Source organism: Mesorhizobium delmotii (assembly GCF_900149755.1).
Lineage (GTDB): Bacteria > Pseudomonadota > Alphaproteobacteria > Rhizobiales > Rhizobiaceae > Mesorhizobium > Mesorhizobium delmotii.
Genome location: NZ_FUIG01000013.1, coordinates 1,626,127 through 1,638,026, shown reverse-complemented (window position 1 = coordinate 1,638,026; position 11,900 = coordinate 1,626,127). Strand labels below are relative to the sequence as shown.

Annotated in this window: 10 protein-coding genes; 1 reads left to right on the top strand and 9 read right to left on the bottom strand. The window is 56.9% G+C overall.

The window, feature by feature from the left end; genetic code table 11:
- Window positions 1-2: 2 nt before the first annotated feature.
- The 5 genes from cysD to BQ8482_RS09270 all read right to left on the bottom strand — a co-directional run bounded on the left by cysD (window position 3) and on the right by BQ8482_RS09270 (window position 6,762).
- Window positions 3-908 (bottom strand): sulfate adenylyltransferase subunit CysD, encoded by a 906-nt coding sequence (gene cysD, locus BQ8482_RS09290; protein ID WP_123147159.1) that lies wholly within the window; start codon window positions 906-908, stop codon window positions 3-5.
- Between the two features lie 409 nt (window positions 909-1,317).
- On the bottom strand, window positions 1,318-2,637 hold the full coding sequence (locus tag BQ8482_RS09285; RefSeq protein WP_123147494.1) for an O-antigen ligase family protein: 1,320 nt from the start codon (window positions 2,635-2,637) through the stop codon (window positions 1,318-1,320).
- Between the two features lie 2 nt (window positions 2,638-2,639).
- Entirely contained in the window at window positions 2,640-3,893 is a 1,254-nt protein-coding gene (locus BQ8482_RS09280; protein ID WP_165848467.1) for a tetratricopeptide repeat protein, read from the bottom strand.
- Window positions 3,781-6,153 (bottom strand): GumC family protein, encoded by a 2,373-nt coding sequence (locus tag BQ8482_RS09275; protein WP_123147158.1) that lies wholly within the window; start codon window positions 6,151-6,153, stop codon window positions 3,781-3,783. The genes BQ8482_RS09280 and BQ8482_RS09275 overlap by 113 nt, the downstream gene beginning before the upstream one ends.
- 51 nt (window positions 6,154-6,204) lie before the next feature.
- Entirely contained in the window at window positions 6,205-6,762 is a 558-nt protein-coding gene (locus BQ8482_RS09270) for a polysaccharide biosynthesis/export family protein (protein ID WP_244602672.1), read from the bottom strand.
- A 10-nt stretch (window positions 6,763-6,772) separates the two neighbouring features.
- Here BQ8482_RS09270 and BQ8482_RS39065 point away from each other — a divergent pair, with 10 nt between their 5' ends.
- A complete protein-coding gene (locus BQ8482_RS39065; RefSeq protein ID WP_244602671.1) occupies window positions 6,773-6,976 on the top strand; it encodes a hypothetical protein in 204 nt (67 codons plus the stop codon).
- 10 nt (window positions 6,977-6,986) lie between these two features.
- Here BQ8482_RS39065 and BQ8482_RS09265 read toward each other — a convergent pair whose 3' ends face one another.
- From BQ8482_RS09265 to BQ8482_RS38610, 4 genes are all read right to left on the bottom strand, one after another.
- Window positions 6,987-7,796 carry a tyrosine-protein phosphatase gene (locus tag BQ8482_RS09265; protein ID WP_123147155.1) on the bottom strand — a complete coding sequence of 270 codons (810 nt, stop codon included), beginning with the start codon at window positions 7,794-7,796 and terminating at the stop codon, window positions 6,987-6,989.
- 316 nt (window positions 7,797-8,112) lie between these two features.
- On the bottom strand, window positions 8,113-8,766 hold the full coding sequence (locus BQ8482_RS09260) for a hypothetical protein (protein WP_244602670.1): 654 nt from the start codon (window positions 8,764-8,766) through the stop codon (window positions 8,113-8,115).
- A gap of 425 nt (window positions 8,767-9,191) precedes the next feature.
- Window positions 9,192-11,432: a mannose-1-phosphate guanylyltransferase/mannose-6-phosphate isomerase gene (locus BQ8482_RS09255; RefSeq protein WP_123147154.1), complete on the bottom strand. Its 2,241-nt coding sequence runs from the start codon at window positions 11,430-11,432 to the stop codon at window positions 9,192-9,194.
- A complete protein-coding gene (locus BQ8482_RS38610) occupies window positions 11,429-11,770 on the bottom strand; it encodes a glycosyltransferase family protein (RefSeq protein WP_123147153.1) in 342 nt (113 codons plus the stop codon). The genes BQ8482_RS09255 and BQ8482_RS38610 overlap by 4 nt, the downstream gene beginning before the upstream one ends.
- Window positions 11,771-11,900 lie beyond the last annotated feature (130 nt).

Sequence of the window (11,900 nt, the reverse complement as noted above, 5' to 3'; positions counted from 1 at the left end):
GCTCAGAAATACCCCTCGCGCTTCTTCTTTTCCATCGAACCGGCTTCATCACGGTCGATCAGGCGGCCCTGCCGTTCGGAGGTGCGCGCCGTCAGCATTTCGCCGACAATGGCCTCCAGCGTATCGGCGTCGGATTCGATCGCGCCGGTCAGCGGATAGCAGCCGAGCGTGCGAAACCGCACCAGCCGGTTCTCCACCGTCTCGCCGGGACGCAGTTCCATACGGTCGTCATCCTTCAGAATGAGCATGCCGTCGCGTTCGACGACCGGTCGCTCCTTGGCGAAATAGAGCGGCACGATCGGGATGTCTTCCTGGAGAATGTACTGCCAGATATCGAGTTCGGTCCAGTTCGATAACGGAAACACCCGGATCGATTCACCGGTCGCGATGCGGGTGTTGAATATCTTCCACATCTCCGGCCGCTGGTTCTTCGGATCCCAGACGTGCTGGGCGTTGCGGAACGAGAATATCCGCTCCTTGGCGCGCGATTTCTCCTCGTCGCGCCGCGCCCCGCCGAAGGCTGCATCGAAGCCGTATTTGTCGAGCGCCTGTCGCAGCGCCACGGTCTTCATCACATGCGTATGGGTGTTCGAGCCATGGTCGAAGGGATTGATGTTGTCGCGCACACCATCCTCGTTGACATGGACCAGCAGATCGAAGCCGAGCTTCTGCGCCATCTGATCGCGAAACGCGATCATCTCACGGAATTTCCAGGTCGTGTCGACGTGGAGAAAGGGAAAGGGCGGCTTGGCCGGATAAAACGCCTTCATCGCAAGATGCATCAGCACGGAGGAATCCTTGCCGACCGAATAGAGCATGACCGGCTTGGCGAAGGCCGCCGCTACCTCGCGAAAGACATGGATGGATTCAGCCTCAAGCCGCTGAAGGTGCGTAAGCGCGATGTTCATGGACTGCAAACGTTCTCTCGTGCCAATCCAGAGCCTGCATCGATGCATCAGGCGCAATTTTCAGCGGCCCGGTTCAAGCTTCACTTCTGGACGATCTCATTTTCGTGCAGGCGTTCTAGCAGATCGCCATGGTTTATAACAATGCGGGACAGGCCTGACCTGGAGTGGTTCGGGAATGAATTTTCCACGCGGGGACCAGAACCCGCAAATTCCTGCTCAGCGGGCGATGGTCTGGCGGTCCAAGAAAAATATCCCGGAAGGGCCGAGATCAGCCTGTGCGGCGCTGGGACAATCGCAATCCTCTTCTGGACGCAGTCCTGATGATCTTCCTGGTTTCAGGGACATATCCTGGGGTCAGGACGCTACCTACCTGCCGCCGATGGAAGAGCGGAGCCGTGGCCAAGAGGCGCTACGACGAAGCTCCGATCGGAACAAACAACTTGTCGCCGTTGTGGTCGATCTCGATCAATTCGTTCTTCTGGGCCGAACGGCCTGCAAATCCTTTGTGGAAGATAATGGCGTTCATAAAGGCGAACGTCATTGCAAGCGCCTCGGTCCGCAATGGATAATCGACGAGTGAATGGATGAGAAGAAACGACACCGAGAGAAACGCCGCCTTTTGAAGGGGATCGCGCCGAACTTTAGTAAGCGCCATAAAAAGCATTACAAAATAAAGCGCCATTAACAGAATAGCAAGAGCTCCGCCTTCGAAAGCTATTTCAAGATATTCATTGTGAGCATGATTTACATATTGCTTGAAAATCATCTCTTCCTTTTCATATATCTGGTAGGCCTTTTGAAAATTTCCAAACCCAACGCCGGTTGCCCAATTCTCTTTGATCCCCTCAATGGTGGTGCGAGCAAACTCTCCTCGCCCGAAAGCCGGGTCAATCGCGTCGGCCTCGATCTTCGTCCATGCGCCTATCGTATAGGCCGAAAGACCTATGAAAACGGCAAGGATGCTGAGCCGACTCACCCTGGAACGCGCTGAAAGAAAGACTATGGACAGTACGGTGATCGCTAATCCGATCAGAACGCCGGCACGCGAACCGGCGGCCAAAAGGAGCAGCAAAAGCGTGACCAGCCCGAGCGATCCGGACAAAAGATGTCCTCGGAACAGACCGTAATAAGCGACAAAGGGGATAGACACAAAAAGTAATGCCGCAAAATGATTCTCGTTGGCAAAGAGTCCGGCATTGATCGTGAAAGGCAGTAGTCCCTCTATGGCTATGCCGTCAGAGAGTGAATATTGAATCACTCCCGCCAAGCCATTACAAATGACACCCATAAAAAAGAACGGAAGAAGTGCGTGAACCTGCTCGGTACGCAAGCGCAACACGCTCAAGAAAAACGCGGCTGACGCCACCAGATACAACAGACATTCGATCGTCCGTCCGACGCCGACGCTGACGAAGCGAAAATCCCTTTCTCCCGCCAGCCTTGGATCTCCGAGCAACAGCTCCGGTCGCAATCCGCTGAATATAGCCGCAGGCAGCGGGACGATTTGTAAAATCACCAGCCCTACAGCGAACATAAGCAACCACAGAACAGAACGGGGGAATCTCTGACCAGAGGACTGTGAAAAGACCGCCGCCGCTGAGATAATTGCTGCGACCTCAATTAGCGTGTCCGTGTAAAGGCCGCTTGCAGTGCCACCGCCGATCAGCAGCGATATAAACAGAACCGATCCGAGGAGATATTTATCCCATTCCGAGGGTCGATCGCTCAAGATCAAAGTCTCTCGATGTTCAATTTATGCATTACCAACGTGCCGACGTAGCGAAATCGCCAGCTTCCTGTAATAGCGGCAGTCTGCAGCGTCAACAATTGAATAGGGCAGGCAAGCGGTCCAATCGAAAAGTCTTGGGTCAGGTTTTGACGGGTGTATGTGCCCTCCGGAATGTTGAACCGTGCGATCTCGCCGCCCGGACCCTCGCATCTGACCGCCCAGAATAAATCTTTTGGAAGCTTCAGGTTTCGTGCAGAGGCGATCATGGAAATCTTGTAAGACCCCGAAGGCAGTGCAATATACTGCTGCAATGCTATGTTCCTGACTGGCGTGTTCAAGAAGCGGACAGTAGCACCGCCCTCGCCTTCGGCCGTATCCTGAGATGTTGCAAACGTAATCTCTAAGCCAGACTGATCGCGGAGTTGCCAGTCGAAAGGCTTGCCACTGCGCACCGGTTTGAACGTGTGGTTGAAAATGTACCCACCCAACTTCCGTTCTTCATCAGACAACGTGAAAAGAAACAGCCGATAGGCCGGCTGATATTCCTTCCGACGAATATAGCCACTGATCACCGAGGCTAGTTCGTTCGAGCTCGGTGGTGCGCTTGACTCCCTCAAATCGAGCAGCAGCCGTTCTGCGAATTCTAACCCAACGGGAGTATTTCCAAGAGCGATAAGCAGCCTGCCTCTCCAAGGTGCCCCGGCCTTGATTGCTCCAAGCACGGCCTGGTATCCGCCGGGGTTTGACAGGATTGTCGGCAGCCCCTCGGCGATTTCAGGAAATTGATCCGGCCATCGCCGCAGCAAAATGTCGATCTCGCCGACGGCCTTTGGCAGATCGCCCGTTTCGATCGAGCGGCCTATCGACTTCTGGAGCGCGTGGATCTCGGTCTTGGATAATTTTCGAGCTTGATCGAAAAATTCATAGGCTTGGTCTTTTTCACCCTGTCGGTACTTGATCTCGCCGATCAGGCTATAGAGACGTGCGTCCGCAAGATCAAAGCCCAACGCGCTTTCGGCCTTGGCAAGCAATGCGTCGAGATCGGGAGCATTGCTTGTATCGTTCAGGTCGTCGGTAATCTCGCCTATTAAGGCATTGACGTTCAACGGATCCAGCGCGACGGAAACGGCCGGCGTTTCGGTCTCAAGAAATCGACTTAGCCCGATCGACGAAGCCGCCAATGCTAGAACGGATGCGACGAACCAAACGCCTGAACGCCGGAGATTTTGCATAAGCGGGCTGGCCTGCTCCGTCATCGACTTTGCCCTCAATTTTCGGGGTGCCGTAGTCGTAATACTGGTAGTTCATATACTTGTAGGCGTAGTTGTAGTCGAACTTGTTCACTGCAAACTTCGACATCGCGGCTCCGACCACATTCGCGCCGGCTGCTCGCAGGCGCTTCAACGCCGTCTTCGCCGACTTGCGTGTCACCTGGTTGGTAGAGACGACCATCAACGTTCCCTCGGCAAGCCGGCTGAGGATGGGTGCATCTGAAAGGCCGACGATCGGCGGGGCATCGATTATGACAAGATCGAAGCGCTTGCCGAGATTCGTTATGATCAGCGCCATCTTCGGTGAAGAGAGCAGGTCAGCGGGGTTCGGCGGGATCGTTCCGGAAGTCAGAACGGTCACATTAGGATATTTCGTCGCCCTGAAAATGCTTGCCAGATCTTCCTTGCGGACGGTGTTTGTCAGCAGATTGCTCAGCCCGATCGTGTTGTCGAGGCCAAACAGCCGATGAAGGTTGGGCTTTCGCAGATCGCCGTCGACAATGAGAACCCTTGCACCGAGTGCTGCAAAATCCTGCCCGAGCTTGAACGACGTGGTCGACTTGCCTTCCGAGGGTTCCGAACTCGTGACCAGCAGCGATCGCGGCGCCCCTTCGGCGCCGGAGAACTGCAATGACGTTCGAAGCGAACGATAGGCTTCGGACAGTCCTGACTTCTGATCAGCGATGCTGGCTATGAGTTCCCGGTCATCGACAAGCGGCAGGACGCCGAGCATCGCCAATCCCAGTTCCTTTTCGACCTGCTCAGGATTGGTGAAGGTGTTGTTCAACAACTCGATGATATAGATAATTGATCCGCTCAAAGCCATGAAAAAAGCCAGAGCGATCGTAAGATTGATGATCAGGCGCGGAGAATAAGGTCCACCTGGTATCGCCGCGAAATCGACGATTGCGGCGTTTTGTGACTTGAGCTCAGAGCTCACGCCAACCTCGTTCAGCTTGGCAATAAGATTGTCATACTGGGAGCGGTTCGAATCAACCTCTCGCTTCAAGATCGTGTATTTGATGTTTTTGTCGTTGAAAACAACTTGTTGCCTTTCCATCTCGGCAAGCTTTGACTTGAGGTCGGCCTCCTTGTTCTGGGCCTCCTGGTACTTCTGCCGCAGCGAATCGGTTATGGTCAAAACGCCATTATTATAGAGGCGTTGCAACTCTTTGATCTGCGCCTGAAGCTGCTGCATTTCCGGAAAACCAGGCTTCAATATGCCCAGCTTCTGCTGATAGTGGCTGGTCAACTCGGCTAATTTGTCGCTGAGCTTCTGCAGACCTTCGCTTTCCAGGATCGCGCCAAGGCTCGCCCCGCGACCTTTATCGATTTGTTCCACGACCCGGCCAGCATCGAGACGTTCCTGGATTGCTGTCGCGAGCGCCGTATTCAAAGCCTCGATATTCGACCCAATCAGCGACTTTTCGTCGCCGGTTATCGTGATGCCCGCATCCTTTGCATAAGCGACGAGTTCCTCTTCGGATTTCTGCAGCTTTTGCTTGACCTGCAAAACCTGTTCCTGGATGAATTGCCGTGCCAGGTCCGAGGTTTCGCTGGTCTGATCGAGGCGCTGGTCGATAAAACTTTGCGCGACCTGATTGGCTATATCACTTGCATATTTTGGGTTCTGGTCGGCAAACGCAATCGACAGCAGGCTAGTGTTGGTAACTAGATTGACCGTGAGGTCATCGAGAATGCGACCGATTGCAATCTTCTCGCGTTCCTCCGGGGTTGTCTCTTCAATGGCAGGCGATTTGGAAATTCCGAACGCACGATAGAAAATATTGCTAAGTGAGAAGCTCGGCGTCGGAAACAGGAAATCCGGCTTTTCGCTAAGCCCCAGCTGGAACACCACGCGCTGCGCCAATGCGCGGCTTTTCAGCTTCTCGCGGGCCGTCAGAAAGGCTCGCACGTCGCTGCTTTCGGAAATCACCTCAATGTCCTGGAAGACTTTGGCCGAAGGAACCAGCACTTCCAATTGCGCTGTTGCCCGATATTTTGGCGTCTGCATCATGGTAACGACGATGCCGGCGACAAGCCCGGCCGCCGCCATCATGACGATCAGCCACCGATACTGAACAGCGTAAAAAAACAGCCTGAGTGGATTGAAGCCCTCGTCCTGCTCCGCGTAATCGCGACCGTACGGGCTATAGTTTTGCGCACCGTCATAATACAGGTCGGCAGACAAGGCCTGGCCATGCCCTGGGCCTGCAATTTGATGCTGCCTGTTACGATCGAGCATTGCGTGACAACCTTGGGTTTGTCTCTGGGCTTAATTCTGACCGGCCGTGATTTACAATCCGGGGACTACGGCAAGTCTCGCTGCGCTTGATGCAACTCCGAGAGCGTCCTTGAGATTGTTCATCGCAATTTTCGATTTCGAAGCGAAGACGACAATCTTGTCGCCACCATAGATGCGTGGATTGCGGCTCTTGCCGGCGCGAATCTGCTCCACATCGTAATTTGCGACCAGTGTGTTTGGGCCGATATTGCGGTAAACAAACACCTTTTTTGCATCGCCAACGGCATTGAACCCTCCGGCAAGGGCGACCGCGTCGATGAGGGAGGAATTGCTCGACACCGGAAAGATACCGGCCCTGGTGACTTCGCCATCGACGGTAACGCGCTGTCCGATCGATTCCTTGATGTAGACCGACACATCGGGCGACTGCAGATAGTTGGCGCCGTAGGCCGTTTCGATTTCCTGCTCCAACTGACGGACGGTCTTCCCTGCCGCGGTGACGGTCCCGATAAGTGGAAGCGAAATTTGCCCGCCGGCGTCGACTTGAACGGTTCTGTTCAGATTGTCGACCTGGAACACATTCACCTCGAGCACATCGTTCGGCGACAAAGGTTGCTCATTGCCGTTCTGGGAGTTCTGCGGCGCAGGCAGTTCCTTTACGACCTGCAGGGCACCGCCGCCCGAGAGCGGCGCCGACGATGACGTCAGTTGCAGCGCATCGACCGAAGTCGGCGAAGACGATGTCGTCGACGAGCTGCTCGTGCAGGCAGACATAGAGAGCGAAGCGAGCAAGACACATATCGTGCAGCTTTTTGCGAAATGAAAAACGCCCATCACGCTGTCCCACCCTTTAATAAGCGACCCAATCCCGCGAAGCGACCGACGTTGCCGGGGCTTGGCTTTTTTGAGCGTGCCTTTCCGACCGGCTCGAGAGTCCGGTTCGCCAATATTTCGCCTGGACGTTTCAACACCATGTTGCGGGCCTCGTCTTCCCCACATCGCTTCGCCGCCGCGGCGACGGCCTGCGTAAGCCCAGGACGCCGGCGGGTGGCGCCATGGGTGTCCGATGCGATGACATCCACCCTACCTTCGTCAATCAGCCTTTCCGAATAGTAAAGTGCTGCGCGTCCAAACGCACCGACAATCGAGTCTGCCGTAAGCTGAACAAGGCAGCCGATTGCATTCAACCTCTCGACAACATCGTAATTCGTCTTGATCCAGGTCAGCCGCTCAGGATGGGTAAGAATCGGAATGAACCCGGCGTTTATGAGGCGCAGAGCAAGATCTTCCAGTCTTGGCGGTAGAACGTGATGCGGCGGTTCGAATAGAAAATAACGAGATCTGTTCAAGGTCGGCACGCTACCCAGCGCCAATTGCTCCGGAAGATCCGGCGCTATATGCACGTCGGCACCGACGTAAAGCGCAAGCGGTATTGCCGCACTATGTAGCGCCTGCTCCAACTCTTGAACCGCACGCGCAATATTTGCCGATCCGTTTTCGTACATGCCTGGCACGATATGCGGCGTACACGCCATATGCGTCGTTCCATCGGCCACCGCCAGCCGCGCCATTTCCAGCGACTCAGCAAGGCTGGGCGAGCCGTCATCAAGACCGGGCAAGATATGGGAATGCAGGTCGATCATTGACGTTTGTGGCCGCATTGAAGCAACGTGACGATTTCTCCCGGATAACAGGTGAATGCGCCATCCGCACGATAGCGAATGACGCATTCATCAAGTCCATGCAGTGCAGGTAGAACTCAAGCTATTCGCTGACAGATGGGATGAAATCGCCCAAGATGAAGCGCATTCAGCTTCAACTAAAGTGAGCGGTATGGTTAATGAATTTCATCAGCATCTCCGGCTCCACCCGGCGCACTAAGGCTGATGCACAGAGGCATCGGCTACAATACAACAGGGCAGTCACACGCCTCTGCTATTTTACACACTGGGCGGCGGCTTAAGGGCTGACGCTGTCGCCGTCATCCTGCGTTGCAGAAAGAACACCAGCCGTGCCAGCCATGCCCCCAAAAAGAAAGAGCGGAAGGCGGGAGTTGGCGGCCGCGCCCGGGGCAATCTGCCCCGTATGCTCAGGGCTCACACCAACGGCAGCCGACTGCTCGGAGCCCACGACCTTCAGGCAGATATTGTTCTCCACACGGGAAATGTCGAGGCTTGAATTCGCCGGCACATCCAGGTTGCAGCCACCGATATTGACGGAAGCCGATCCCCTGGCCCCGACCACTACGCGGCTGCCGAAATCCAGGGCACTTCCCGCCTTGGCAGGGCCATAGCCGGCGGCTTGCGAAACCATGACGTCGCCATTGGCGCGCCCGATGGAACCAATCGAATTCCCCGCTCCCTGATAGGGAGTCGTACAAGTGCATGGCGTGTCCTGAGCGAAAGACGAAACCGGGCCGAAACCGATCGAGGCGACAAATCCGGCTAACGCACTTTTAACTATAACGTTCATTCGTTTCGATCCTTTTTGTCCCGCCGCACCTCGGCCCCGCCCAAGTACCAAGGTATTGACCAAGCGCGTAACAGCTTTTTGCTTTGATTCCAATCTGTTTGGCATTTGCGAGATGACTTTTTGGCTTCCGCTGTGTTTCATTGGACACACTCACCTGGCAGCTTTGAACTTAGCATTTTTTGCTGCCGGCCCCTCTGGAAATTGTCGGAAAGTCAGGTCTATTTCGTGGCCTTTGATGGCCGCCATCGCGCCGTGCTTCGTACAGGATTATGGTCGACTCTGTTCGACGTTATCGCACAATCCCTGCCTTCGTTTTATGACATCCGATTCGTAGGAGTGACGGCCGCGAGGGCAGTTGGCGAAGCCGTGAGCTACGAACCCGATAAGCAAGATTTGCAGGTCGAAGCCGCTTGCGCGGGCTGTCCGAACAAGCGGCCTATTTCAATCGAAGAGATCCTCTATTCCGTCTACCGCCCTACCGCCCGGAAATCAGAATCGGTTTTTCAGAAAGGGTCATGCGCAGAGCCAAAAAGTTGGAGCGTCTTTGCGTGTCCAAACGGGGCGATCTACCGAGGCTCGCCGACGGTGCTGTCGAGATATTGGGTCAGCGCGCAAACCAGATGATAAAAAATGCTTGCCGGTACATCAGTCGCCAGCGAGCGGCCCCGCTCGTCGATCCGGTCTATCCACAGGCCGAGTGGAGCCGGATTGATGTGCCAACGGAAGAGGCGGCCGACACGCGCTTCGATCTCGGGCTTGAGATCGGGACCGCCTGAACCATCCAGTGCAATCGCCGCCTTGATTGCTTCGGCCTGCGGCCAACTGCGCGAGACAAGGTCGAGTGGCAGGCCTTGCCGCGAGACGGCGCCATAGGCAAGGCCAGTGGCGCGATTGAGGCCATTGGCGATGGCCGATGCATAGAGCTTTCTGGCAAAGCCGGTCAGGTCACTTTGGCCGCTGCGCCCAGTGAAGTCGACCAGCAGCGAGGCCCATTCGAAATGGTGGCCGGGTTCCGTCCATATACCTTTCTCGCCCTCCGCCGGCCTCCACTCGGCATCGAAATATTCGCCCAACGTCCAGCTTTCCGGATCGAAGAAATGGCTGCGAAACAGATCGACGATGCGCGCGGCGCGGCGAAGATAGGCGAGCTCGCCGGTCGCTTGATGCCAGGCCAGAAAAGCCTCGAGCAGATGCATGTGCGGGTTGGAGCGGCGTTCGCCCACGCCGCTCGACGTTTCGAGAAAGCCGGTCATGCGGTGATCCTCGAGATGCGCGTCGAGAAACGAAAACGTTTCTTCGGCAAGCCGCAATGCATCAGGATTGCCGACCATATGGGCATGCGCCAGCGCCAGGAGCACGCAGGAATGATCATAAGCATCCTCGGCTGCGTCGGCGACCGTGCCGTCGACATTGAGCGTGCGCACCCAGCCGCCATTGTCGGTGCGGCCGTTCCTGTTCATGAATTCGATGCCGTGGCTGATCAACCGGTCGGCGGGCCCGTCCCAGCCGCGCGCCTTGGCGACAGCGAAGGCGTAGACTTGCCTGGCCATGGTGCGCATGCGCTTGGGCTTTTTCAGCGGTGTGGCGTCAAAGCCGAGCGCCTCGTGGAAGCCGCCATGGCGCTCATCGACCCCGACGGTGGACCACAGCGGCACCGTCTCTTCAAACAGCCAGTGGTGCACACGGCGCCGCCAGGCGCCGCTTTCGATGACGCGGTCGCCGGCGGGTGTGAACCTGGTTTCCAGCCGGCCGCTCTTTTCGAGCTGCTCGACGATCTTCTTGACGTTCTGGCTGCGGCTGACCGGGGCGACGAAAGTGGCATCAGCGGTCGAGACGATGGCAACGTCCCTCAAGCCGATGGCAGAGAGCAAGCGACTGTCGCTGCGGATATAGGAGTTCTCGCAGTCGATGGCGACGACATCGCCGACGATGACGTTGCCGTCATTGTCGGACGGACCGACATCGAGCAGTGATTGCCAGGAACCGAGATCGTTCCAGCGGAAGCCGGCCGGCACCATGGCGATGTGGCTGGCGCGCTCCATGATCGCATAGTCGATCGACGTCGAGGGAATGGCGGCGTAGAGTTCCAGAGGCATGTAGAGACCGGAAAGATCTGACGTCGCCGCCTGATAGGCAAGTTCGGTGGCCTTCCAGATCTCGGGCTCGAAAGCCGTGAAGGCGTCGCGCATGGCGCTGGCGCGAAACAGGAAGATGCCGGTGTTCCAGTAGAAATTGCCGGCCGCCAGATAGCTCTGCGCGGTTGCGAGGTCTGGTTTCTCGACGAAACGCGAGACATCGTAGATGCCATCCTTCTCGTCGGCGACCTCGATATAGCCGTAGCCGGTCTCCGGCTGGCCGGGCTTGATGCCGAACACCACCAGCCGGCCGGCACGCGCAGCACTGGCGCCGTTTTCCACGCTCTGCCAGAATTGCCGTGCGGTCGTGATCTCATGATCGGACGGCACCACCAGCACCAGGCTGTCGCCAAATTCGGACAAGGTGCGCAGCGTCGCCAAGGCAACGGCGGCGGCAGTGTTGCGGCCGGTCGGTTCGAACAACGGGCCGCCGCCGGAAAGGTCGAGGCCGGCGAGATCGGCGTGGACGCGGTCGGCGTGCCGCTCCGATGCAATCAGGAAGACCGGCGTTTCGCCCTTCGGCCGCGCCGTCAGCCGGCGCAACGTCTTGGCCAGCATCGAGCCATCGCCGGAAAAATCATGGAACTGCTTGGGATTGTCCTCGCGCGACAGCGGCCACAGTCGTGAGCCGATACCGCCACTCATGACAAAACTGACGATCCGCTCGGTCATGGGGTGACACCTCTGACATTTTCAAACAAGGCAAGGAGCGCTGCCGCGTAGTCTCGGCGGCGCATCTGTTGCCGACCTTGTAGCACGGCGACACTGTCGCGGGCCAAGCGTGGGCGCTGCCCGGCTTCCAGGAGTCGCTGCGCCAGCGCTTCTGCACTATCGGGTGCGAAAAAGAGCGATTCCGGCGCCTGCTCGCGATGCAGTGGAATGTCGGACAGCAACATCGGCGTGCCCAGCGACTTCGCTTCCTCGACCGTGGTTGACCACGCCTCGAAGTGCGAGGGCTTCGTCGCTGCCGCCGCTCCACGAATGGCAATGCACCTCGTTTCAAAAATCAAATCACCTTAAAGCCCTGAGAATCGCGTTCGAGGGCCTCGCCCCCGGGCGAAGCCGAGGAAATCCTTGCCCGCTTTTCAGCCTTTGCGGTCGAAAATCGGCTGCACGATCTCCTCCGTCGCACCCGGACAG